The organism is Rhizobium leucaenae USDA 9039 (assembly GCF_000426285.1).
In the GTDB taxonomy this organism is placed as follows: Bacteria; Pseudomonadota; Alphaproteobacteria; order Rhizobiales; family Rhizobiaceae; genus Rhizobium; species Rhizobium leucaenae.
The window spans coordinates 362,015-384,923 of record NZ_AUFB01000005.1; the positions used below are offsets into that span (position 1 = coordinate 362,015).

19 protein-coding genes and 1 pseudogene are annotated in these 22,909 nt (G+C 60.9%); 6 read left to right on the top strand and 14 right to left on the bottom strand.

Annotation, left to right across the window (positions count from 1 at the left end):
- Positions 1 to 12 precede the first annotated feature (12 nt).
- Entirely contained in the window at positions 13 to 945 is a 933-nt protein-coding gene (locus tag K290_RS0110810; protein ID WP_028751945.1) for a VOC family protein, read from the bottom strand.
- A 232-nt stretch (positions 946 to 1,177) separates the two neighbouring features.
- On the opposite strand from K290_RS0110810, the gene K290_RS0110815 reads away from it, so the two are divergent.
- A complete protein-coding gene (locus K290_RS0110815) occupies positions 1,178 to 1,432 on the top strand; it encodes a type II toxin-antitoxin system Phd/YefM family antitoxin (protein WP_028751946.1) in 255 nt (84 codons plus the stop codon).
- Positions 1,432 to 1,842, top strand: coding sequence for a type II toxin-antitoxin system VapC family toxin (locus K290_RS0110820; protein WP_028751947.1), 411 nt, complete (start codon positions 1,432 to 1,434; stop codon positions 1,840 to 1,842). Before K290_RS0110815 ends, K290_RS0110820 begins: the two co-directional genes overlap by 1 nt.
- Here the strand turns inward: K290_RS0110820 and ung are convergent.
- The 4 genes from ung to K290_RS0110845 form a co-directional block, all read right to left on the bottom strand.
- Positions 1,836 to 2,537 carry a uracil-DNA glycosylase gene (ung, locus tag K290_RS0110825; protein WP_028751948.1) on the bottom strand — a complete coding sequence of 234 codons (702 nt, stop codon included), beginning with the start codon at positions 2,535 to 2,537 and terminating at the stop codon, positions 1,836 to 1,838. The two genes, K290_RS0110820 and ung, sit on opposite strands and share 7 nt — an antisense overlap.
- A gap of 89 nt (positions 2,538 to 2,626) precedes the next feature.
- Positions 2,627 to 3,385, bottom strand: coding sequence for an inner membrane-spanning protein YciB (locus K290_RS0110830; RefSeq protein WP_210311367.1), 759 nt, complete (start codon positions 3,383 to 3,385; stop codon positions 2,627 to 2,629).
- On the bottom strand, positions 3,354 to 5,801 hold the full coding sequence (locus K290_RS0110840) for a GcvT family protein (RefSeq protein WP_028751950.1): 2,448 nt from the start codon (positions 5,799 to 5,801) through the stop codon (positions 3,354 to 3,356). The genes K290_RS0110830 and K290_RS0110840 overlap by 32 nt, the downstream gene beginning before the upstream one ends.
- Before the next feature lie 9 nt (positions 5,802 to 5,810).
- Complete coding sequence (locus K290_RS0110845) at positions 5,811 to 6,689, bottom strand: phosphotransferase (protein WP_028751951.1); 879 nt, start codon at positions 6,687 to 6,689, stop codon at positions 5,811 to 5,813.
- A gap of 333 nt (positions 6,690 to 7,022) precedes the next feature.
- Here K290_RS0110845 and K290_RS0110850 point away from each other — a divergent pair, with 333 nt between their 5' ends.
- Complete coding sequence (locus K290_RS0110850) at positions 7,023 to 7,832, top strand: DeoR/GlpR family DNA-binding transcription regulator (protein WP_028751952.1); 810 nt, start codon at positions 7,023 to 7,025, stop codon at positions 7,830 to 7,832.
- A gap of 62 nt (positions 7,833 to 7,894) precedes the next feature.
- Here K290_RS0110850 and K290_RS0110855 read toward each other — a convergent pair whose 3' ends face one another.
- A complete protein-coding gene (locus K290_RS0110855; RefSeq protein WP_028751953.1) occupies positions 7,895 to 8,776 on the bottom strand; it encodes a LysR substrate-binding domain-containing protein in 882 nt (293 codons plus the stop codon).
- A 114-nt stretch (positions 8,777 to 8,890) separates the two neighbouring features.
- On the opposite strand from K290_RS0110855, the gene K290_RS0110860 reads away from it, so the two are divergent.
- Entirely contained in the window at positions 8,891 to 9,913 is a 1,023-nt protein-coding gene (locus tag K290_RS0110860) for a YeiH family protein (protein WP_028751954.1), read from the top strand.
- On the opposite strand, the gene K290_RS34000 is transcribed toward K290_RS0110860, so the two are convergent.
- The 7 genes from K290_RS34000 to K290_RS0110895 form a co-directional block, all read right to left on the bottom strand.
- Positions 9,876 to 11,723, bottom strand: coding sequence for a bifunctional diguanylate cyclase/phosphodiesterase (locus K290_RS34000; RefSeq protein ID WP_172831035.1), 1,848 nt, complete (start codon positions 11,721 to 11,723; stop codon positions 9,876 to 9,878). The two genes, K290_RS0110860 and K290_RS34000, sit on opposite strands and share 38 nt — an antisense overlap.
- Before the next feature lie 101 nt (positions 11,724 to 11,824).
- Positions 11,825 to 13,609, bottom strand: a complete 1,785-nt coding sequence (locus K290_RS0110870; RefSeq protein ID WP_028751955.1) for an IlvD/Edd family dehydratase — start codon at positions 13,607 to 13,609, stop codon at positions 11,825 to 11,827.
- Positions 13,610 to 13,616: 7 nt separating this feature from the next.
- Entirely contained in the window at positions 13,617 to 14,501 is an 885-nt protein-coding gene (locus tag K290_RS0110875; RefSeq protein ID WP_028751956.1) for an NAD(P)-dependent oxidoreductase, read from the bottom strand.
- Positions 14,498 to 15,484, bottom strand: coding sequence for a D-erythronate dehydrogenase (gene denD / locus K290_RS0110880; RefSeq protein ID WP_028751957.1), 987 nt, complete (start codon positions 15,482 to 15,484; stop codon positions 14,498 to 14,500). Before denD ends, K290_RS0110875 begins: the two co-directional genes overlap by 4 nt.
- Before the next feature lie 252 nt (positions 15,485 to 15,736).
- Positions 15,737 to 18,937 (bottom strand): efflux RND transporter permease subunit, encoded by a 3,201-nt coding sequence (locus K290_RS0110885; RefSeq protein WP_028751958.1) that lies wholly within the window; start codon positions 18,935 to 18,937, stop codon positions 15,737 to 15,739.
- A gap of 118 nt (positions 18,938 to 19,055) precedes the next feature.
- On the bottom strand, positions 19,056 to 20,246 hold the full coding sequence (locus K290_RS0110890; RefSeq protein WP_028751959.1) for an efflux RND transporter periplasmic adaptor subunit: 1,191 nt from the start codon (positions 20,244 to 20,246) through the stop codon (positions 19,056 to 19,058).
- 79 nt (positions 20,247 to 20,325) lie between these two features.
- On the bottom strand, positions 20,326 to 21,138 hold the full coding sequence (locus tag K290_RS0110895; protein ID WP_028751960.1) for an alpha/beta hydrolase fold domain-containing protein: 813 nt from the start codon (positions 21,136 to 21,138) through the stop codon (positions 20,326 to 20,328).
- Positions 21,139 to 21,374: 236 nt separating this feature from the next.
- Between K290_RS0110895 and K290_RS0110900 the strand changes: the two genes are divergently transcribed.
- Positions 21,375 to 22,286, top strand: coding sequence for a LysR family transcriptional regulator (locus K290_RS0110900; RefSeq protein WP_028751961.1), 912 nt, complete (start codon positions 21,375 to 21,377; stop codon positions 22,284 to 22,286).
- 51 nt (positions 22,287 to 22,337) lie between these two features.
- Here K290_RS0110900 and K290_RS34005 read toward each other — a convergent pair.
- Positions 22,338 to 22,571, bottom strand: a pseudogene (locus tag K290_RS34005) (carboxymuconolactone decarboxylase family protein); the annotation flags it as partial.
- Between the two features lie 84 nt (positions 22,572 to 22,655).
- Between K290_RS34005 and K290_RS0110910 the strand changes: the two are divergent.
- The coding region (locus K290_RS0110910; RefSeq protein WP_028751962.1) for a transposase at positions 22,656 to 22,909 on the top strand (254 nt) is incomplete at its 3' end.

The window sequence follows — 22,909 nt, forward strand, 5'->3', positions numbered from 1 at the left end:
ATTGCCCCCTGATTAAGCGTCCAGCGGTTCGAGATGCTGCTCGAGCAGCGCCCGCAGATGGGCGTGCTGTTCCGGTAACTTCAGCGCCTCGCCGAGATGGGCCGTATCTTCGTCACGGTTGAAACCGGGCTCGTTGGTGGCGACTTCGAACAGCACGCCGCCCGGCGTGCGGAAATAGATCGCCCAGAAATAGTCACGATCGATGACCGGCGTGACCTGATATCCCGTATCCATCAGCGCCTTGCGCACTTCGAGCTGCTTTGCGCGATTCTCGACGGCAAAGGCGACGTGGTGGACGGAACCAGCACCGGGAAGCGCACGGCCAATGTTCGGCATGGTTTCGAGATCGACGAAGTCGGCACCGTTGCCGCCGGGAATGGCGAGACGCTTCACGCCCTCATGCGTGTCGACCACTTCATAGCCCATGTATTTCAACAGTTCGGCCGTAGCCCCCTCGTCCCGCAGCCGCATGGCGACGGAATGGAAGCCGCGGATGGCATGCTCGGCATCGACGCCGCCATGGGTCCAGGGCTGACGATCGTCATTCTTGACCTCGACAAGCGCGAAACCGTCACCATCGGGGCCAGCGAAATGCAGACGCTTCTGGCCGAAGGATTCATCCGCCTTCAGAGCCTCGACACCCTGCTTGCTAAGCCGCTCCGTCCAGTAGCCGATCGCGCCTTCCGGAATGGAGAAAACGGTATTGCCGACTTCGCCGGTGCCCGGACGGCCGCGGGCCATCTTCGGGAACGGGAAATAGGTCATGATCGTCCCTGGCGTGCCGATCTCGTCACCGTAATAGAGGTGATAGACATCGGGCGCGTCGAAATTGACCGTCTTCTTGACGCGGCGCAAGCCGAGCGTATCCGTGAAGAACCTATTGTTGGTACGGGCGTCTTCCGCCATCGAAGTAACGTGGTGAAGACCCTTGATCTGATTGAGCATCTTTTACCCCTTATCTCGCCCGCAACGGCAGGCGTTTCTCATGAGCAGAAGATGGTCCCACGGCCGGCTTTTCGATAGCCCCTAATAGCCAAACGGATTGTCTCTGATTGTTGAACGATAAATTGCCATCGTTCAATAATGCCATCTCGCCTCAAGATACAGCGTGTTGGTATTGCCTCAGGCCATCGCGCATATTATTCTAATCTAGACAGTCTAGCCAGGAGATCGACCGATGGATTGGCCGTTGCAAGATGCCAAAAATCAATTCTCGAAAGTCGTGCAGAAGGCACGCAGCGAAGGTCCGCAAACTGTGACATTGCGCGGTGAACGCGCGGCCGTTGTTCTCTCCGCTGAAGACTATGACGCCTTGCGGGCCGGCAGACCGAGCCTGGTCGATGATCTGCTGTCAGGGCCGGCCTGGGATGATGAGTTGGCCGATGCGGTGACGACGCGAGACAAGACGCCAAGCCGGGATATCGCCTTCTAATGTATCTGATCGATACCAATGTTATTTCCGAAGCCCGTCGCGGCACCGCTGAGGCAATATCCTGGCTGCGCACCGCCGATCCGTCCACCGTCTATCTCAGCGTCATCACGCTCGGCGAAGTGATGCGCGGGATCGCCCTGAAACGAAGGACCGATCCGCGAACCGCCGCACATCTGGAAGAATGGCTGCGCAAGCTTCGCCATGGTCACAGCGGCCGCATCCTGCCCATTACCGACCAAATCGCTGTCGAATGGGGTCGTATTGCCGCACTGCGTCCCCGCGGCGATGCCGACGGGCTGATCGCGGCCACTGCAATCGTCCATGATCTGATTGTCGTTACACGCAATGTCGGCGATTTTGACGATACCGGCGTGTCAGTAATTAATCCTTGGGATCAGGCATCTTACTGATGGCTGGGATCGCTCGGCAAAGCCCAGTCGATCGGATCCTTGCCGTGTTCGGCCAGATAGGCATTTGCCCTGGAGAAATGCCGGCAGCCGAGGAAGCCATTATGCGCCGACAGCGGCGATGGGTGCGCGGCTTTCAGCACGAGATGCCGCTCGGTATCGACGAAGGCGGCTTTCTTCTGTGCATAGGAGCCCCAAAGCATGAAGACCACGCCGTCACATTCGTCGTTGACCCTGCGGATGACGGCATCGGTGAAGCGCTCCCAACCCTTGCCCTGATGCGAGGCGGCCTGTGATTCCTCGACCGTCAGCACGCTGTTGAGCAGAAGCACGCCCTGCTTCGCCCAGCTTTCGAGAAAGCCGTGACGCGCCGGCGGGACGCCGAGATCGGTTTCCAGTTCCTTGTAGATATTGACGAGCGACGGCGGGATGCGCACGCCGGGGCGAACGCTGAAGCAAAGCCCATGCGCCTGGCCGATACCATGATAGGGATCCTGCCCGAGGATCACGACCTGCACTTCATCGAGCGGCGTCAGGTCCAAGGCCCGGAAATATTCGCTGCCGCGCGGAAAGATCACCTTGCCGCGCTGCTTCTCCTCGACAAGAAAGGATTTGAGCTGCTGCATATAGGGGCTGACGAATTCCTGTGACAGCGCCTCTTTCCAGCTTTCCTCCAGCTTGATGCCCGCGTCCGCCATCGTCCCTCACCTCCATCTTTCGTCAGCATGTCGATTGAGGATGAAAGCGCCAGCGTGTCAAGGAAAGGACTTCCATTGCGGTAGGCAGGTCACAGCTTTCCGGTGGTGGACGTCGCCAGAGACTGCGATTGTGCTCTCTCCCCCGTCGAGATCAGCAACGCTTCGCGTTCGGCCTCAGGCATGGCACGTACGCGTCGCCTCACCGTGAGGCGGATTGCGGTAAATCCGGCCAGCATCAGCACCACTTTGCTGCCGATACCGAAGGCCGGCATGACAACCGCCCATGTGGATAGATCAAAGGCGATGGCAACGAGCACATTGAGCGCAGCTGACAGGAACATCAGGCCAGCCCAGGCAAAGCCCACATAAGTAGCGACATCGGGCGCGATTGTGCGGGCAATAGCCGGCAGATACCGATGCATCCAGCCCGGTTTAAGCATCACCACGCCGACAAGCGAGTAGATAACGCTCGGCTTGAACAGCACGAAACGCGGATCGTCCGTCAGCAGCGTTGCCGTGCCTGCAGCAATGACCAGAAAGAGGCTCAGCCATTCCATGGTATCGATTGGCTTCCGTCGGAGGTATTGTATCCCGATTTGGACAAGGCCAAACACTATCGCCGCGCAAGCCGAAAGGGCCGCATTATGCGTGAGGGCAAGCAGAACGACAAAAAATAGGCTGGAGGCCAAATCAGCGAGCAGCAGCCTGACCGCATCGAAAAAGCTTTTCACCGCACTTCGGCCCCTGTCGCGACTTGTGCAACGGTCATAAAGCCCCCAGCCATCGCCATCAAGAGATGACTCAATCTTTCCATCATCACGTCTTGATCCGCGCCATCTGCGGGTCATAGAGCGGCGTCAACGACACTTGGCAGGGCACGCGGCGTTGGGCAACGTCGAGTTCGTATCGACCGCCAAGCACGAAATCCTCGGTGACCCCATCGGCATTGCGGACATAGCCGTAACCGATCGGCTTGCCGATCGTGTAGCCATAGCCGCCGCTCGACAGCCAGCCGACGCGTTGGCCGTCGCGATAGATCGTCTCGCGGCCGAGCAGCACGGTTCCGGGGTCATCGGGCACGAAGCAGGCAAACAACTTCTTCACCCCCGAAGCCAACTGCCGCTCGATGGCCTCACGACCGCGGAAGGCGATGTTCTTCTTCATCTTCACCGCCCAGGCGAGCCCGGCTTCCACGGGCGTATGGTCAGGGCCGATATCGGAACCCCAGGCACGATAGCCCTTTTCCAGCCGGCAGCTTTCGATCGCGCGGTAACCTGCATTGACCAATCCGTGATGACGGCCGGCGGCCATCAGCGCATCATAGACCGTGGCCGCATATTCCACCGGCACATGCAGCTCGTAACCGAGCTCGCCGACATAGGTCACCCGCAGCGCTCGAACCGGGCAACCGGCAATGCCGATGGTCTTCACCCGCAGGAAAGGAAACACAGCGTTCGAAACATCATCCGAGGTGACGGATTCCAGCACTCTGCGTGAATTCGGCCCCATCAGCGACAGGACGGAATAGGCGGAGGTTATGTCCACCAGTTCGGCATGCATCTCGGCCGGAATATTCCTGGCGATCCAGTCGAAATCATGCGTGGCAAAACCGGTGCCTGTCGTAATGTAGAATTCGTTCTCGGCAACGCGCGCCACGGTGACATCGCATTCGATGCCGCCTTTGTCGTTCAGCATCTGCGTATAGGTCAAGGCGCCGACGGGCTTGGCGACATCGTTGGCGGCGATCCAGGAAAGCGCGGCTTCGGCGTCTCGCCCCTTCAGCACGAATTTTGCAAAAGACGTCTGATCGAAGATCACGGCCGCCTCGCGCACCGCCCTGTGCTCCCGATCGACCGCAGCGAACCAGTTCTGGCGGCCATAGCTGTAGATATCCTTCGGCTCCTCGCCGGCGAAAAGGTCGGCGAACCAGTTCGGCCGCTCCCAGCCGAGCTTTTCGCCGAAACAAGCACCCTGCGCCTTCAGCCGGTCGTAGAGCGGCGACTTGCGGCAGGGACGGCCGCTGGAATGCTCCTCGAACGGCCAGGCCATGGTGTAGTGCTTGCCATAGGCTTCCAGCGTTCGGGTGCGCACCCAGTCCGTATCGAAATGCGGGCGGCCGAAGCGCCTGATGTCGACCGGCCAGAGATCGTAGGGCGGCTCGCCCTTTGCCACCCATTCGGCGAGGGCCATGCCGGCCCCGCCCGCTGACGCGATGCCGAAGGCGTTGAAGCCCGCGCCGACGAAGAAGTTCCGGAGCTCCGGCGCTTCGCCGAGGATGAAATTGCCATCGGGGGTAAAGCTCTCGGGTCCGTTCAGAAGCTGCTTGATGCCCGCTGTCTGCAGGGCCGGCACGCGCATCAGCGCCTGCTCCATGATCTGCTCGAAGTGATTGAAATTGCTATCGAGCAGCGTGTAGTGAAATTCCTTGGGGATGCCGTCGATCGCCCAGGGAATCGGGTTCGGCTCATAGCCGCCCATCACCAACCCGCCGACCTCCTCCTTGTAATAGGTCAACCTGTCAGGATCGCGCAGCGTCGGCAGATTGGAGGGGACGCCGAAGGATTCTGTGATGAGATATTGATGCTCGACGGAGACGAGCGGCACGTTGACGCCGAAGCGCGCCGCAAAACTTCGGGTCCACTGCCCGGCGCAGACCACGACGCGCTCGCATTCGATGCGGCCCTGGTTGGTGACGACGGCACGGATCCTGCCCTTGTCGATCTCCAGATCGAGGACCTCGGTATCCTCGAAAATCGAAGCGCCGGCCATGCGCGCGCCCTTCGCCAGCGCCTGGGTGATATCGGAAGGGTTGGCCTGTCCGTCGGTCGGCAGATAGGCCGCGCCGACGAGATCGTCCGTATCCATCAACGGCCAGAGATCGAAGGCCTCCTTCGGCGTCAGCAGATGCATCTGCAGCCCGAAGGATTGCGCCGTCGTCGCCTGCCGCTTGACTTCCGTCCAGCGTTCCTCGTTGCAGGCAAGGCGCAGGCCGCCGTTCATCTTCCAACCGGTGGCAAGCCCGGTCTCGGCCTCCAGTCTCTTATAGAGATCGACGGAATAGCCGAGCATCTGTGTGATATTGGCGCTGGTCCGCAATTGCCCGACGAGACCCGCGGCATGGAACGTCGTCCCCGAAGTCAGCTTCTTTCGCTCCAGCAGCACCGTCTCGGTCAGCCCGAGCTTGGCAAGGTGATAGGCAGTCGAACAGCCGACGATACCCCCGCCGATGACGACCGCCTTCGCTGTCTTGGGCAGTTCTTTCATGGCATCACCTCAAGAATTCCGGAATGATTGATAGGCACGCTCGAATCGCGCCAGATTTTCGCTCGTATAGGCTGAATAATCGAAATCGATATCGGAGTGGATTTCGGAAACCATGCTCCACATCGTCTCGCGCAATAGCGAAGCGCATTTCATCGCCTGATAGCGCCGACGTAGCTCGTCGCTCACCGGCGCCTCGAAATAGGCCTCCAGCATCGCCGTTTCCTGGCTCTCGGAAAATTCGTTGTTCGAGGCAAGACCGCCGAGATCGAAGAGCGGCGTATTGAAGCCCGCATAGTCCCAATCGATCAGCCAGAGCCTGGTTCCGTCATCGAGAAAATTGCCGGCCAGCAGATCGTTGTGGCCGAAAACAATGTCGAAAGGCCTGGCGGCCCGCTCCAGTCGCTCGGCGACATCGAGAAAGGAAGGCAGCAATGTTTCATGACGGCTCCCGCCCTCTTCGAGAAGAGCGGCATAGTCGCGCACCACATGAAAAACCCAGAAGATGGCGCCAGCACCACGAAAATGTTTGGCGACATTCTGGTGACAGAAACGGACAAGCGGTACAATGCGCGCCAGCATCAAGGGGTCGCGAATATCCTCCGCTATGAGCGGTTTTCCATCAATGTAATCTAGCACGAGGACGCCTGGCTCGGAGTGAACGACAGCGGGCGACAAACCCGCCGCATGCGCTGCCCTGCTTGCGGCCAGTTCGTTGGCACGGCTGATGTGGTGAACCGGAATGTCCGTTCCAAGCCTGACGACGAAACGCCTGCTGCTGTCGGTGACCAGGTAATTACGATTGGTGATGCCGCCCACCAGCGGAGCGATATCGGTCGGTCCGCGCCAAATGCCAAGAGCCTGGATCTTGTCTTCGGGCGTTGCGGTCATCCCTCCTCCAGCGTCAAAATCGCGCGTCTTTTGGATGTAAAAGGTTCCTCACAAAAGGAGAACTGTCAAGAACTACCCACAAAATGAAACGCTCATTTGGTTTTTTGTTGGATTATGCGGGCAAGAAGGTCTAATCCCTATTAGGCTATGGATATTTGCAACAGAAAGCTTCACCGTAGGTGAGATTTGACTTAAAAATTCAATCTCGAGGTGATTGGAACGAGATGACTTGCGTTTGAGTCGTTATCCCGCTCTAGATGTTTGATCAGGCATGGTCTTATCCGCAAGCTGCTTCGCACGTTTTTGGATCATGTCTTAGATAGGATCGAGACTATGTCGGACATCTCGCAGGTGCCGCTTCATTCTAACCATCGGGAACGCGAGATCCTGGAGGAGCTTCGGCTCGCCGGCGGTGCAAGCCGCATTCAGTTCCTCGCCGAGCGGCTGGCGGTTTCCGAGGAGACCATCCGCCGCAATATCCGCAGCCTGGAAGCCAATGGTCTCGTCACCAAGGTGCATGGCGGCGTTCATATCAAGGACTCGATCATCGAGCAGCCGCTGCATTTCCGGATGAACGAGAATGCCGAGGCCAAACGCATGATCGCGGCCCGCGTCGCGGCAATGATCCAGAATGGCGATACGATCTTCCTCGACATAGGCTCTACGACGGCTTTCATTGCCGTGGCGCTGCAAAAACATCAAAATCTGTTCATCGTCACGAACGCCGTCTCGGTCGCCCATGCGCTGGCGACCCGCAACGGCAATCGCGTTTTCTTCGCCGGCGGAGAGTTGCGCAGCCACGACGGCGGTGCCTTTGGCACGGAAGCAACCAACTTCCTCCGCCGCTTCAATGTTCGCCACGCGGTATTGTCCGTCGGCGCTGTCAATGCCGTCTCCGGCTTCATGCTGCACGATCTGGAGGAGGCGGAATATTCCCGCGAAGCAGCGCGGCGGGCAGAAAACCGCATTATCGTCGCCGACAGCGCCAAATTCGGCCGCAGCGCCCCGATCATCATCGACGATCCCGCCATGTATGACATGATGGTCACCGACGATGTACCACCTCCGGATATCCGAGCCATGCTCGACCGCAATGAAATCGATCTTGTCATCGCCAGTCAGCGCCGGATGGAGCAGCTCTAGCCGGAGCGGTTCGCTTTTCGCAATTCCTGCGAAAAAGCGCGCCCTCTCTTCCTGTTAACGCTTCAGCTTCTGCACATGGCTTCCAGGGTCAACGCCGCCTTGCTGGCGTGGCGCTCCTTGTGACGGAGCAGACGGAAGCTGCGGACCGGGAGGTCGAAGGCCGCTCGCACCAGCAATCCCTGCTGCAGATAAGCCGTGGCCGCCGCACTGGAAATTGCCGCCGCGCTCTGCCCGGAGCAGACCGCCGATAGCACGGCCTCATTCGACGGCAGCACCAGCGCCACGCTAAGCTCATGCGGCGAAGTGCCGAGCTTGATGATGGCATTTTCGAATTCGGACCGCGTACCCGAACCTTCCTCGCGCATCACCCACGATGTCCCGGTGACAAGATCGCCAACGGTCAGGCTCCGGCCATCGGCCCAGAGATGATCTGGCGGCACGACGATGGCAAGCGCATCCTGCGCAACGACTTTCATCGACAGAACCGGCGCATCCACCTCCCCTTCGACGAAGCCCAATTCGGCGGTACCTTCGATGACCGCCTCGGTGACCGTACGCGTATTGCCGATCGTCAGATCGAGCTCGATGCCAGGATAATCGCGGTGAAAGCGCATCAGCACGGGTGGCAGCCAATAGCTGGCGATGGTCTGACTGGCGCGTAGGCTAAGCCGGCCGCGCTGCAGGCCGCCGAGTTCGGATAGCATGAGCTCCGCCGAGCGTACGCGAGCCAGCGTCGCCTTCGCCTCGCCGAGAAAGGTACGGCCGGTTTCCGTCAGCTCGATTCGCCGGCCGACACGGTGAAACAGCTCGACGCCATAGTAGCCTTCGAGGTTCTTGATGGCCGCACTGACAGCCGACGGCGTCAAATGAATAGCCTCTGCAGCATGGGTCAAATGTTCCCGCTCGGCGACGGCGACAAAAATAGCGAGCTGCTCAAAGGTCATGGGAAATCATTCTAATTAATCGAACGAAACATAGAATAATATTCGATGGATGTCGACGTCGAGAGGTGAGAGTTTCTCTTTATAGCAAATTCTCGTAGCCGAACGGCGGTTCGCATGCCCCTTTTCCACCGAGCCAATATTATCCTCCCGGGTCTTGCCCTGACGAGCCTCGTGGCCCTCCTCGCCTATGCTGGCGAGCACATCGAGATCGGCATTCTCGGCGGCAGATGGATCGAAAGCCTGGTGCTCGCCATTGCACTCGGCATTGTCATCTGCACCGTAAAGCCCCTGAAGCCCGCGCTGCGCCCCGGCATCGATTTCAGCGCCAAGATCCTGCTGGAAATTGCCATTGTCCTGCTCGGAGCCTCGATCAGCCTCTCGGCCATCAGCAGCGCCGGCGTCTGGCTGATCGCCGGCATCGCCATTGTCGTTGTGCTGTCGATCGCAGCGACCTACATGATCGGCCGGCTGCTCGGCCTGCCGCCGAAACTGGCGACTTTGATTGCCTGTGGCAACTCCATCTGCGGCAACTCGGCCATCGTCGCCGTAGCCCCGGTCATCGAGGCCGGTTCGGAGGAAATTGCCGCCGCTCTTGCCTTCACCGCCGTGCTCGGCATCGCCGCCGTCTTCCTGCTGCCGCTTCTCTATTTCCACGCCGGCATGAGCGTACCGCAATATGGCGTGCTGGCAGGATTGACAGTCTATGCCGTGCCGCAGGTGCTTGCCGCCACTGCGCCGGTCAGCCTCCTTGCCGTGCAGACCGGCACCCTGGTCAAGCTTGTGCGCGTGCTGATGCTCGGGCCTGTCATCTTCCTGCTAGGCATCCTCACCAAGACGGAAACGGCGGGGATCGATAGCCGCACAGGCCACCGCCACTCGCTGGTCCCCTGGTTCATCTGCGGCTTTCTCGGGCTGATGGCGCTGCGCTCTTTCGGCCTGATCCCGGACGCGCTGGTCACGCCGATGGCGGTGGCCTCCAACATCCTGACGGTGATTGCGATGGCGGCGCTCGGCCTGTCGGTAAATATCCGCTCCGTTGCCCATGCCGGCGGCCGGGTGATCACCGCAGCCACGCTGTCCCTGCTGACGCTCGGTGTCATTAGCTATGGGCTGATAGCCGCCCTGCAAATCCAGTAGGTCCGGCGTTGTCGTGGGGTTTGCCCGAAGCCAACAGCATCGCAATCTCGTTCGCCGGTAAGGGATAACCGAATGCATAGCCCTGAAGTCCATCACAGCCGGCGCGCGCCAGGAGCCGCGCATGATCCTCGGTTTCCACGCCCTCGGCGATGACCTCCACACTGAGGGCTCTCGCTATTTCCACGATCGCGCCAACCATGCGGCGCTGTTCGTCTGAAACGGTGATAGCCGTCACCAACTGCCGGTCGATCTTCAGCCGCTTCGGCTTCAGTTTCACCAGCCCGATCAGCGAGGCATGGCCGGAGCCGAAATCATCGATCTCGATCTCGATGCCCATCTGTTTGATCGCGTCGATATTGGCGAGCAACTTGTCGTCGGGATCGTCGAGAAAGATCGTCTCGATCAATTCGAAGGCAATGGCATGGCTTGGGATATTCTGCGCCTGCAGCCGTTCGATCAGATGTGGATCGGCCAGACGGCTTCCCGAGATGTTGACGGCGATTCGCGGCGGCGTCAGGCCCTGCAGGGCCCAGGCAGCGCGGTCGAACAGCACGCGGCTCAGGATGGCCGCGTCGATCTCGGCCGTCAGCCCGTATTCCTCAGCCACCTTGAGGAAGGCAGCCGGCGCCAGCAGGCCCTTCTCCGGATGCCACCATCGGGCCAGCGCCTCCACTCCAACGATCTGCCTACTACGCGCGTCAACCTGGATTTGATAGAAAGGCACAATTTCACTTCGCGTCAGCGCCAGTCGCAATTCCTCAGCCAGTTGCCGTGCGGCCTGTAGATCGGATTGCAGTTTCGACGTGAAGAATTCGACGCGGTTGCGGCCGAGTTTCTTGGCCTGATAGAGCGCGATATCGGATTCCGCCAGGAGGTTGCCGGCCTCGTCAACGACGCTCCAAGCGGCGCCGATCGAGGCGCCCACCTGCAGCATGTCATGGCCGAAGCGAACGTCGCGCCGCAGCCGCCAGAGAATATCCTCGGCAATGGTCCTGAGTTCATCGGCACTATCGAGGTTGACCAATACCACGACGAACTCGTCGCCACCGATGCGGGCGACGATGTCATCGGCAGCAATCGCTCCGGAAATCCGCACCGCTGCATTCTGCAGCGTCACGTCACCGGCCGCATGTCCCCATTTGTCGTTGATCTGTTTGAAACAATCGAGATCGATGTGCAGCACGGCGAGCGTCTTGACCGCCGCATTGGCGCGCAGTTCGGTCAGGCGGCGATCGAAACACCGGCGGTTGGGGAGACCGGTCAGATAGTCATGATCGGCGGCATGTTCGATGCGAGCACGGCTCTGCTCCAGCGCGATTGCGCGAGCTTCCGCGACCGCCTTCTGGTTGGTGAGCTCGCGGTTGAGCAGCACATCGGCCGTGACATCCCACTCCGCACCGATCAGAGACGGCTGGCCGTCAGGCCCCTCGTAAAAATGGGCGCGCGAGCGAAGATAACGTATATTTCCTCCGGGCAGGACGATCCGAAATTGCGAATTGTAAAAACCCTTTTCCGCAATCGCTGCCTCGAACTCGGCGATTGCCCGCTCGACATCGTCGGGATGAAGAGCGCTCAGCCAGATCGCGGAGGAGACTTTGCGATCTGTACGGCCGGTCTGATAAAGCTTGTGCATCTGCGGATCCCAGAGCACTTCCTCTCCGTTCAAACTATGTTCCCAGACGCCGATTTGAGACGTCTCCAGTGCCAATTCCAGCCTCCTCAAGAGGTCTTGGAACTCCTGTTCGGATCGCCCTGACACCGTCTCTTCCACCGAGTTCGAACCCCCTCCGGGCACATGAAAAGTTTGCATGATTTCGGCGGTATCTTTGCACCACTCCCTTTAGCGATATTTAATAGCCCTTCAGTAGCTGCGGGCTTTTGCCTGCAACTATTGGTGCGATCAATTTGTAGTTAATGATTATGGCGCGGAGGGTTGGCCGCGATGTTGCGGAAATCGGCAGCGCCGTCGAGCACCGCGCCATCGGAAAGTTGGGTGACTGAGCGGCGGTAGATGCGTTGCCAAGGCGTCGCGTCCGGCGGAACCGCCGGGATGCCGTCGCCCTTGCGCCGCTCGATTTCGGTCTCGTCGACCAGCATGTCGCAGCGGCCATGATTGAAATCGATGCGGATGGTGTCCCCGGTCCGCACCCATGCAAGGCCGCCGCCGGCGGCGCTTTCCGGCGAGGCGTTCAGGATCGACGGGCTGTCGGCTGTACCCGATTGGCGGCCGTCACCGATCGTGGGCAGACTGCGGATGCCCCGCTTCAGCAACGCGTCCGGCGGCTGCATGTTGACCACCTCGGCAGAGCCCGGCCAACCGATCGGCCCTGCGCCGCGAATGACGAGGATCGTGTTCTCATCGATACCGAGATCGGCATCATTGATGCGCTTGTGATAGTCCTCCGATCCGTCGAACACCACCGCCCTGCCTTCGAACACGCCCTCGCGGCCCGGCTCCTGCAGATAGCGGCGGCGGAAATCCTCCGAAACGACACTCATCTTCATGATCGCGAAATCGAAGAGATTGCCTTTCAGCACCAGGAAGCCCGCCCGCTCCTTCAGCGGCTCGGCGAAAGGACGGATAACCTCGCGGTCGGTGGCTTCCCTGCCCTTCAGGTTCTCCGCCATCGTCTTGCCGGTGACCGTCGGACAGTCGCCGTCGAGCTTGCCGGCCTGCAGCAGCTCCCACATGACGGCCGGCACGCCGCCGGCGCGGTGGAAGCGCTCGCCGAGATAGGCGCCTGCCGGCTGCACATTGGCAAGCAGCGGAATGTCGAATCCATGCACCTGCCAATCATCTGGATGGAGCTCGACCCCGGCGTGCTTGGCCATCGCCGCTAGATGCGGCTGCGCATTGGTGGAGCCGCCGATGGCCGAATTGACTTTGATGGCATTCAGGAAGGCCGGACGGGTCAGGACATCGGATGGCTTGATATCTTCCAGCACCAGTTCGACGGCGCGCCGCCCGGTGCGGTAGGCCATCTGCCCGCGTTCGCGATAGGCGCCGGGAATGGCGGCGCAGCCGGTGAGCGACATGCCGAGCGCCTCGGCCATGGCGTTCATTGTCGAGGCCGTGCCCATGGTGTTGCAATGGCCGATCGAAGGCGCCGAGGCGAGCGACGCTTCCATGAAACCCTCTTCGTCGATCTCCCCGGCCGCCAGCTTGCGGCGCGAGCGCCAGATCACCGTGCCGGAACCGGCCAGCTCGCCATCGTGCCAGCCATCGAGCATAGGACCGCCGGAGAGAACGATCGCCGGAATATTGACCGTGGAGGCTGCCATCAACGCCGACGGCGTGGTCTTGTCGCAACCCGTCGTCAGCACGACGCCATCGAGCGGATAGCCGTAAAGCACTTCGACAAGGCCGAGATAGGCGAGATTGCGGTCGAGTGCTGCCGTCGGACGCTTGCAATTCTCAAACATGGGATGGGTCGGGAATTCAATCGGAATGCCGCCGGCATCGCGAATGCCGTCGCGGATGCGCTTGGCGAGATCGAGGTGATGGCGGTTGCAGGGCGTCAGGTCGCTGCCGCTCTGGGCAATGCCGATAATTGGCTTGCCGGAGCGCAGCTCTTCCGGCGTGATGCCATAATTCATGAAGCGTTCGAGATAGAGCGCGGTCATGTCGATATGATCGGGATTGTCGAACCAGTCCTGCGAACGCAGACGGCGCTTGGATATGCCGTTGTCGGTCATGTCTTCCTCAGGTCTTTCCTCGAGCATTCTTTTCTTCCAGATGCGCCAGCAAGCCACTGTGATCGCTTTCGCCGCCACCCTGCTCCACGAATTCGGCAAACTCCGCCCTAACGGCCTCGGTCAACGGCAGATGAAGCGACAAGCTTTGCGCTGCGGCCAGAACGGCGTCGAGATCTTTCAGTTGGTTGCGCGACGTGCCGCCGGGTACGAAATTGCGCTCGATCATGCGCTGACCATGCAGCTCCAAAATCCGGCTTTCGGCAAAGCCACCGCGAATGGCGGTGCGAAACGCCTCGCGCGAGCCGCCGCCGGCTTCGACGAGAAGCATGGCCTCCGCGATCGCGCCGATGGTGACCGCGACGATCTGCTGGTTGCCGAGCTTGGCGAGCTGGCCGGCGCCGCTTGGCCCCACACGGGTAACCCGGCCGAGCGGGGCCAGCACGTCGCGGATACGATCGATGATTTCGGCCTCGCCGCCCGCCATGATCGCCAGCGTCCCGGCAACCGCGCCGACCACGCCGCCGGAGACTGGGGCATCGATGTGATGAACGCCGCGCTTGGCCAATTTAGCTGCATTCTCGCGGGCGGCCGGCGGCGGAATGGAACTATGGTCGACCACAACAACGCCGGGGTCCAATGCTTCAGCGACGCCGCTTCCGAACAGCACCTCACTGACCGCACCGGCATTGGTCAGCATGGTGAACAAGACGGCGGCACCTTTCGCAGCCTCTGCCGCCGTCGCGGCAACGGTTGCCCCATCGGCCGCCAATGCGTCAGCCTTGCTCCGATCGCGGTTCCAGACGGTGACTGCAAAGCCGGACCCGAGCAAACGCCGCGCCATCGGGGCTCCCATCAGCCCGGTTCCGAGAAAAGCAATCTTCCGATCGCTCATGCAATGCGTCCTTCCAATTCGTCTTCGATATGGACCTGAATGATCTCATCGAAAGAGTTCTCGGCCACAAAACCCAATTCCCGGGCCCGCGTCGCCGTAAAGCCTTGCGCCCAGCCGGCAACGATCCTCATCACCAACTCGTCCGGCTCGCGGCGGATCAACTTTACCGCTTTGTCGCCGGCAATGCGACGGAGAGCCTCGATCTGCTCGCCAACTGTCGCGCTGACGCCCGGCATGGAGAGACTCCGGTCAGCCCCAACCGGCGTAAGATCGATCGTCGCGCCGTGGATGAGAAATCCGACCGCCGAGCGCGGCGAGGCATGCCAATGCCGCACATCCTCCGGCACCGGCAGCACGGCTTCCTGGCCGATCAGCGGCTCGCGCAATATGCCGGAGAAGAAACCGGAGGCCGCCCGATTCGGTTTGCCGGGACGAATGCAGATGGTTGGCAGGCGAATACCGATGCCATCGAAAATACCGCGCCGCGTATAGTCGGCCAGCAGCAGTTCGCTGATCGCCTTCTGCGTGCCGTAGCTGGTGAGCGGCGTCAGATGGAAATCGTCGGGGATAGGCGTCGGAAAGGGCGAGCCGAAAACAGCGCAGGAAGAGGTAAAGACGACACGCGGACGATAGCCATCCTCGGCATGGACGGCACGGATCGCCTCGAAGAGTTGCCGGGTGCCGTCGAGATTGATGCGATACCCCTTGTCGAAATCGAGTTCCGCCTCGCCGGAGACGATCGCCGCGAGATGGAAGATCACATCCGGCCGGCGGGCGATGATCTTCTCCGCCGCTCCCGGCGCGGATAGATCCCGGGCACGAGCCTTCACCTTGCCTGTAAAACCCCGAGGCAAAGGGGGTTCGATGACGTCGACCAATGTCAGCCTGGTGATCTGCCGGCTCCCGAGACCGCCATCGGCGATCAACCGTGCGGTCAGTTTTCGGCCAATCATGCCGGCTGCTCCGATGATGGCGATGTGCATGGAATCCTCCCTCCTGAATGACCATCAGCGGGCGGCTCCTCCGGCCCGATGTACGTCAATCATGTGCCTAACTGTTTGATAAACCCATGACGTCAGCATGCAAATGAAATTGGCGAACAAGGGGCGAAATCTTCGAAAAACAGATTGGCCGAAATGGAAAATATGACAGCCAGGTGAGATAAAAAAGGGCGGGACCTTGCGGTCCCGCCCACGACATATCGAGCACTGGGGGTACTGCCTGACACGGCTCTCCTATTCGGCGGCGATCGGGAGAACCTCTGCCGAATGGGTGTTGTTGTCGTTGTGATGATGCTGCTTCAGCGGACGGTTGCCCGTCAGCCTCCGGATCAGCACGTAGAACACCGGCGTCATGAAGATGCCGAAGAACGTTACGCCGATCATGCCCGAGAACACAGCGACACCCATGGCGGCGCGCATCTCGGCACCGGCGCCGGTCGAGGTGACCAAGGGCACTACGCCCATGATGAAGGCCATCGAGGTCATCAGGATCGGGCGCAGACGCAGGCGGCTGGCTTCGACGGCGGCCTGCATCGGCGTGCGGCCTTCGAATTCCAGCTCGCGGGCGAATTCCACGATCAGGATCGCGTTCTTCGCCGACAGGCCGACGAGCACCACCAGGCCGATCTGCGTGAAGATGTTGTTGTCTCCACCCGTGAGCCAGACGCCGGTCAGCGCCGCCAATACGCCCATCGGCACGATCATGATGATGGCGAGCGGCAAGGTCAGGCTCTCGTATTGGGCGGCCAGCACGAGGAAGACCAGCAGCAGTGCCAGCGGGAAAACAACGACGCTGGAATTGCCGGCCAGAATCTGCTGGTAGGTCAAGTCCGTCCATTCGAAATCAATGCCGGGCGGCAACGTCTCATGCAGAATCTTCTCGATCGCCGCCTGTGCCTGGCCCGACGAGTAGCCAGGCGCCGGACCGCCATTGATATCGGCTGCAAGGAAGCCGTTATAGCGGTTCGTGCGTTCCGGACCGGTGGTGGCGTCCACCTTCAGCAGGGCTGAAAGCGGGATCATCTGGCCCGATGCCGCACGAACCTTCAACTGACCGATATCTTCCGGCTGAGCGCGGAACTTGGCATCGGCCTGCACGCGGACGCTGTAGGTGCGGCCGAAGGCGTTGAAGTCGTTCACGTAGAGCGAACCGAGGTAGATCTGCAGCGTCTGGAAGACGTCCGTGACGGAGACCCCGAGTTGTTCGGCCTTGGCGCGGTCGAGATCGGCAAAGAGCTGCGGCACGTTGATCTGGAAGCTCGAGAAGATGCCGGTGAGTTCCGGCGTCTGGTAGGCCTTGGCGATCACTGCCTTGGCCGCCTGGTCGAGCGCCTGGTTACCGAGGCCGGCGCGATCCTCGATCTGCAGCTTGAAGCCGCCTGTCGTGCCGAGGCCGTTGACCGGCGGCGGCGGGAACATGGCGATGAAGGCATCCTGGATGGCGCCGAACTTCTGGTTCAGCGCCATGGCGATCGCCCCGCCCGAAAGGTCCGGCGTCTTGCGCTCGTCGAAGTCCTTCAGCGTCACGAAAACAATGCCGGCATTTGAGGAATTAGTGAAGCCGTTGATCGACAGGCCCGGGAAGGCGATCGCATTGGCGACGCCCGGCTGGGCGAGCGCAATATCGGTCATGCGCTTGATCACGTCCTCCGTGCGGTCAAGGCTCGCAGCATCCGGTAGCTGTGCAAAGCCGATCAGATACTGCTTGTCCTGCGACGGCACGAAACCGCCGGGAACTGTGGTGAACAGGCTGTAGGTCGCCCCCACCAGCGCGAGATAGAGCACCATGACGATGCTCTTGCGCGACACTAGGCCGCCGACGCCCTTGCCGTAGTACTTCGAACCGGCCCCGAACGCCCGGTTGAAGCCGCGGAAGAACCAGCCGAAGATCGCGTCCATGAACCGCGTCAACCAATCCTTCGGCGCATGATGGCCCTTCAGGAGCAGGGATGCCAGTGCCGGAGACAGAGTGAGCGAGTTGAAGGCAGAGATGACGGTCGAGATTGCTATCGTCAGCGCGAACTGGCGGTAAAACTGGCCGGACAGACCGGAGATGAAGGCGAGCGGCACGAAGACCGCGACGAGGACCAGCGCGATCGCGACGATCGGACCGGAGACCTCCTTCATGGCCTTGTAGGTGGCGTCTCGCGGACTAAGCCCGTTCTCGATATTGCGTTCGACGTTCTCAACCACCACGATCGCGTCGTCTACGACGATACCGATCGCCAGCACTAGGCCGAACAGACTGAGCGCGTTGATCGAGAAGCCGAAGACATACATCACCGCAAAGGTGCCGATGATCGACACGGGAACGGCGATCAGCGGGATGATCGAGGCGCGCCATGTCTGCAGGAACAGGATGACGACGAGGACGACGAGCGCGATGGCTTCGAGCAACGTGTCGATCACCTTCTCGATCGAGGCGCGGACGAATTTCGTCGTGTCGTAGACGATCTCGTACTTGACACCCGCCGGCATGGCCTGCTGCAGCTGGTTCATGGTCGAGCGCACGTTGTTGGCGATCTCGATCGCGTTCGAACCGGGCGCCTGGAGAACCGCGACGGCGACGGCCGGCTTGCCGTCGAGCAGCGAACGCAGCGTATAGTCTTCCGCACCGAGCTCGACGCGGGCAACGTCGCGAAGGCGGGTGATCTCGCCGTTGGCGCCCGTCTTGACGATGATGTTGCCGAACTCCTCGGGTGTGCGCAGGCGGCCCTGCGCATTGACGTTGAGCTGCAGATCCACGCCCGGCCGGCTGGGTGAGGCACCGATGATGCCGGCCGCAGCCTGGACGTTCTGGGAGCTGATCGCATTGCTGATGTCGCTGGCGGCAAGATTATGCTCGGCCGCCTTCTGCGGATCGATCCACACGCGCATGGAATAGTCGCCGGCGCCGAAGACCTGCACCTGCCCGACGCCTTCGATGCGGGCGAGCCGATCCTTCACGTTCAGGGTCGCATAGTTTCGCAGATAGGTGATGTCGTGGTCGGCCCCGTCCGAGACGAGGTTGACGACCATGATGAAGTCGGGCGAGCTCTTGACGGTCGTGATGCCGAGAGCACGGACTTCCGTGGGCAGGCGCGGCTCGGCCTGCGAAACGCGGTTTTGCACGAGCTGCTGCGCCTTATCCGGATCGGTGCCGAGCTTGAAGGTGACCGTCACGTTGAGAACGCCGTCTGATGTTGCCTGGCTGGACATGTAGAGCATGCCCTCGACGCCGTTGATCTGCTCTTCGAGCGGCGTCGCCACGGTTTCGGCGATGACGGTCGGGTTGGCGCCGGGATAGGTGGCGCGCACGACAATTGACGGCGGCACGACCTCTGGATATTCGGAGATCGGCAGCGCTCTAAGGCCGATCAGGCCGGCGACCACGATGAGGACCGAAAGAACACCGGCAAAGACCGGGCGGTCAACAAAGAATCTGGAGATGTTCATATCAAGGCCCCCTCCGGGGTGAAAACGGATGCAAAACCCTGTCCGGCGATTTGGAAGCCGCCGGCGGATCATGCGATTTCGGATATCGGCCTTCTGCCCACGGGCAGAAGGCGAAGTCTTATTGAGCGGTCGCGACCTTCTCAGCCATCTGCGGTGCGACGACTGCACCGGGACGGATGCGCTGCAGTCCGTTGACGACGATCTTTTCGCCGACTTTCAAGCCGTTCTCGATCACTCGCTGCCCGTCGACCAGCGACCCGAGTTGGACCTGCCGGTAATTGACCTTGTTATCACCATCAACGACGAAGACGAACTTCTTGTCCTGATCGGTGCCGACTGCGCGGTCGTTGATGACGATCCTGTTTTCAGCTTTCGGCTGACCCATGCGAACACGCACGAACTGACCCGGGATCAGACGGCCGCCGGGATTGTCGAAGACCGCGCGCACCGCGATCGTGCCGCTGGCTGCATCCACCTCGTTGTCGATGAGCTGCAGCTTGCCGGTGATCGGCGTGCCATTGTCGTTGGAGGTGCCAATCTGCACGGGGATCTGCTCGACCGGCGGAGCCGCTCCATCAGTGACCGGGAGCTGTGAAAGCGCCTGGGTGACCGTCTGTTCGCTGGCATTGAAGCTGGCATAGATCGGATCGACCGAAACCAGGGTCGTCAGTGCCGGCGAAGCCGAACCGGCGGCAACGAGGTTGCCAACCGTAACCTCGATCTTACCGACGCGGCCGGCGATCGGCGCGCGAACCTGCGTATAGTCGAGGTTCAACTGTGCCGTCTGCAGCGCGGCTTGCGCCGCCTTCAGATTGGCGGCGGCTTCGGCGTAATTGCTGGCGCGCGTGTCCATATCGCTCTGCGAAATCGTCTTGTTGTCGGAGAGCTTCTGGCCGCGGTCGACTTCGACCTTGGCGAGATCCAGCTTGGCCTTGGCCGCAACAACTTCCGCCTGCGCCTGGGCGACGGCCGCCTCATAGGGTGCCGGATCGATCGTCACCAGCAGGTCGCCCTGCTTGACCAACGCGCCTTCGCGGAAATGCACCGACAGGATGGCGCCGGCCACACGCGGACGGACCTCCACACGGTCGATGGCTTCGAGCCGGCCGGAAAACTCCTGCCAAGTCGTGATGTCGCGCGCCTCGACGGCGGCGACGGTGACGGGGATCGCCGGCTTCGCAGCCGGGGCCGCCGTCTCAGTCGCTTGAGCGCCGCGGGGCATATCGAGATAGAAGGCTGCGCCTGCAACGGCCGCAGCAACACCCATGCCGGCGCCCCATAGGGCCCAGCGCTTACCGTTGGACTTCATGTTAGTCTCTCCTGTTGATCCCGGCTTGGGGCACGGGATCGAAAATTCCTAGCGTCTCGACATCATCAGACTTGGACGATCAAGCCTGCACATCCTCGACAAAGTTCCTGAAACAACAGCAGACATCCTGCTGCCATGACGGCTTATCCTTAGACTGTCCGCCGTAGATGGTGGGCCAGCCTGTCCCGGCGGGAAGGACTTGCTGGCGAACACGGACGCCGGCCCCTTTCAGGCGGCTGCCGTATTCCATGCCCTCGTCGCGGAGCGGGTCGTCCTCGGCCGTGAGCACCAATGCCGGCGCGAGGCCCGAAAGCCGCGAACAGTATCGAGGCGCTGCATAAGGATGGCAGACACCGCCCAGGAAACCCAGGTATCGGTTCCAACCCTCCGTCCAACGCTCGCGCATGCCGCTTTCCTCCGCCTGGAGGAAAGATTTCGATCCCATGAAAGGATCAAGCAAAGGCGAAATCAGCACCTGTCCGTCCAGCGAACCGGGCATCTGATCGCGCGCCTTTAAAGCCACGCCCGCTGCAACGTTGCCACCCGATTCCTCACCGGCGACAAAGAGCAGCGATTTCTTCGCCCCGCCCAGCGCAAGCATGTTCCGCTTGTTACCGAGATAGGCGAGAATCCCGTAGGCGCTTTCCAGGACCTGCGGAAAGGCATTCTGGTTGCCGTTGGTGTAGTCGGCAGCAACCACGATCGCCCCAGCTTCCGCAAGACTTGCAGCCACTGGCCGATCAATTGCATGTTCGGTGTCGATAAAGGCGCCACCGTGCAGGTAAAGCACGATGGGTGCCGCCTTCTTCAGACCTTCACCGTTGTAGACCCGTGCTGCAACCGGCCCCGTGGGCACATTTTCCAGCATCACATCTTTCCACGGCGCACTCATGGGCACACATCCTTATCTATTCGATTGAACATGATCTCTTCCGAAAACCGTTTCACACGCTTCAGGATCATGTTCCGGATTGCGCGGCTCCAAGCGCCCCATGCCGCGTTGCAACATTCACATCTACAACATATTGTTATTCCGTTCTCAGAATAAGTGGCCTATATTCGATCAGACTATTCACGAGAACAAACAATCGACCGTTTTTTCCGCTGCGGTCAAAAAGGCGCCTCAAAATGGACCAGCTATCAGCAATGCGGGCCTTCGCACGCGTGGTGGAGACGGGCAATTTCACCCGCGCCGCAACGACCCTCTCGATGCCAAAGGCGACGGTGACGACGCTCATTCAGTCGCTCGAGTCGCATCTGCACACGAAGCTCCTGAACCGCACGACCCGTCGCGTCATGGTAACGACAGACGGCGCTCTCTACTATGAACGCGCCATTCAGATCCTCTCCGAAATCGAGGAACTGGACGGCAGCATCAGCAACTCGCAAAGCCTGCCAAGCGGTCGCCTGCGCGTCGAGATGGCGGGCGCCTTTGCTGACACCATCGTCATGCCGGCAATCTGCGATTTTCACCAGCGGTATCCCGACATCCGTATCGACCTTGGCGTCGGCGACCGGCTGGTGGACTATCTGGCGGAGAATGTCGATTGCGCCCTGCGCGCGGGCATGCCGAGCGATCAGTCGCTGATTGCCCGGCGCGTGGGAGAAGTGCATCTTGTCACCTGCGCCGCTCCTCGCTATATCGAAAAATTCGGCATGCCCGAACGGCCGGAAGAGTTGGAAAGCAGCCACTATGCGATCAGCTATTTTCGCGCGCAGACCGGCCGGACAATTCCGTTCGAATTCCACCGCGGCAACGAATCGCTGGAAATCAACCCGCGCTATATCCTCTCGGTCAACGACAGCCGCAGCTATGTCAACGCCGCATTGACCGGCCTTGGCATCGCCCAGACGCCGACGTTCATGGTCCGAGACGCGCTCGCCAAGGGCGACCTCGTCCCCATCCTACCCGGCTGGACGCGCCCGCCCCTGCCGCTCCACATCGTCTATCCCCCGAATCGGCATCTCAGCAACAAGGTGCGCGTGTTCGTCGACTGGCTGGCAAAGCTGCTGGCAACGTCACGGCTCGGGGCCGCTTAGTTCCCTTCTCCCCGCGCGGAGAGAAGGGAATGCTGCCATGATCTTATATCATCAGCTCCAGGAGGCTCCGGCCGGCTGGCGGACCGTCGCGTTCAGCCGATTCCAGACATTGTCCACGGCAACCGAGATGATCAAAGCGGATAGTGCTTTTTCGTCATAGTATTTGGCCGCCTCATTCCAGATTTCATCGCTCACCGCGTCCGGCCGGTCGGCTAGCCGGGTCATCGCCTCGCCGAGCGCAAGGGCTGCGCGTTCGGCATCGGTGAAATAGGGGATCGTGTCCCATGGAGTGGTGTAGCTTGATTTCATAGCCATCGGTGATTTCCGGTAGGGTCGGGTTGCTTAGAGCCAACCTGAGGGACACCACCGATGACCGACGACATGATGAACCTGCGCTCACTCGTTGAGAAGAGCGCTGATGCCGATTTGCTGCGGGAGATGATCGGCTTTGCTGCCGAGAAGCTGATGGCGCTGGAGGTCGGCACGAAGACCGGCGCGGCCTATGGCGAGAAGAATGGCTTCCGGCTGGCCCAGCGTAACGGCTATCGCGACCGGGATTGGGAGACACGGGCGGGCACCGTCGAGCTGCGCATTCCCAAGCTTCGCACCGGCAGCTACTTCCC

Excerpts from the sequence above, each read along its gene's own strand:
- K290_RS0110810 (WP_028751945.1), bottom strand. The coding sequence starts at position 945 with ATGCTCAATCAGATCAAGGGTCTTCACCACGTTACTTCGATGGCGGAA.
- K290_RS0110815 (WP_028751946.1), top strand. The coding sequence starts at position 1,178 with ATGGATTGGCCGTTGCAAGATGCCAAAAATCAATTCTCGAAAGTCGTG.
- K290_RS0110820 (WP_028751947.1), top strand. The coding sequence starts at position 1,432 with ATGTATCTGATCGATACCAATGTTATTTCCGAAGCCCGTCGCGGCACC.
- ung (WP_028751948.1), bottom strand. The coding sequence starts at position 2,537 with ATGGCGGACGCGGGCATCAAGCTGGAGGAAAGCTGGAAAGAGGCGCTG.
- K290_RS0110830 (WP_210311367.1), bottom strand. The coding sequence starts at position 3,385 with ATGACCCGCAGATGGCGCGGATCAAGACGTGATGATGGAAAGATTGAG.
- K290_RS0110840 (WP_028751950.1), bottom strand. The coding sequence starts at position 5,801 with ATGAAAGAACTGCCCAAGACAGCGAAGGCGGTCGTCATCGGCGGGGGT.
- K290_RS0110845 (WP_028751951.1), bottom strand. The coding sequence starts at position 6,689 with ATGACCGCAACGCCCGAAGACAAGATCCAGGCTCTTGGCATTTGGCGC.
- K290_RS0110850 (WP_028751952.1), top strand. The coding sequence starts at position 7,023 with ATGTCGGACATCTCGCAGGTGCCGCTTCATTCTAACCATCGGGAACGC.
- K290_RS0110855 (WP_028751953.1), bottom strand. The coding sequence starts at position 8,776 with ATGACCTTTGAGCAGCTCGCTATTTTTGTCGCCGTCGCCGAGCGGGAA.
- K290_RS0110860 (WP_028751954.1), top strand. The coding sequence starts at position 8,891 with ATGCCCCTTTTCCACCGAGCCAATATTATCCTCCCGGGTCTTGCCCTG.
- K290_RS34000 (WP_172831035.1), bottom strand. The coding sequence starts at position 11,723 with ATGCAAACTTTTCATGTGCCCGGAGGGGGTTCGAACTCGGTGGAAGAG.
- K290_RS0110870 (WP_028751955.1), bottom strand. The coding sequence starts at position 13,609 with ATGACCGACAACGGCATATCCAAGCGCCGTCTGCGTTCGCAGGACTGG.
- K290_RS0110875 (WP_028751956.1), bottom strand. The coding sequence starts at position 14,501 with ATGAGCGATCGGAAGATTGCTTTTCTCGGAACCGGGCTGATGGGAGCC.
- denD (WP_028751957.1), bottom strand. The coding sequence starts at position 15,484 with ATGCACATCGCCATCATCGGAGCAGCCGGCATGATTGGCCGAAAACTG.
- K290_RS0110885 (WP_028751958.1), bottom strand. The coding sequence starts at position 18,937 with ATGAACATCTCCAGATTCTTTGTTGACCGCCCGGTCTTTGCCGGTGTT.
- K290_RS0110890 (WP_028751959.1), bottom strand. The coding sequence starts at position 20,246 with ATGAAGTCCAACGGTAAGCGCTGGGCCCTATGGGGCGCCGGCATGGGT.
- K290_RS0110895 (WP_028751960.1), bottom strand. The coding sequence starts at position 21,138 with ATGAGTGCGCCGTGGAAAGATGTGATGCTGGAAAATGTGCCCACGGGG.
- K290_RS0110900 (WP_028751961.1), top strand. The coding sequence starts at position 21,375 with ATGGACCAGCTATCAGCAATGCGGGCCTTCGCACGCGTGGTGGAGACG.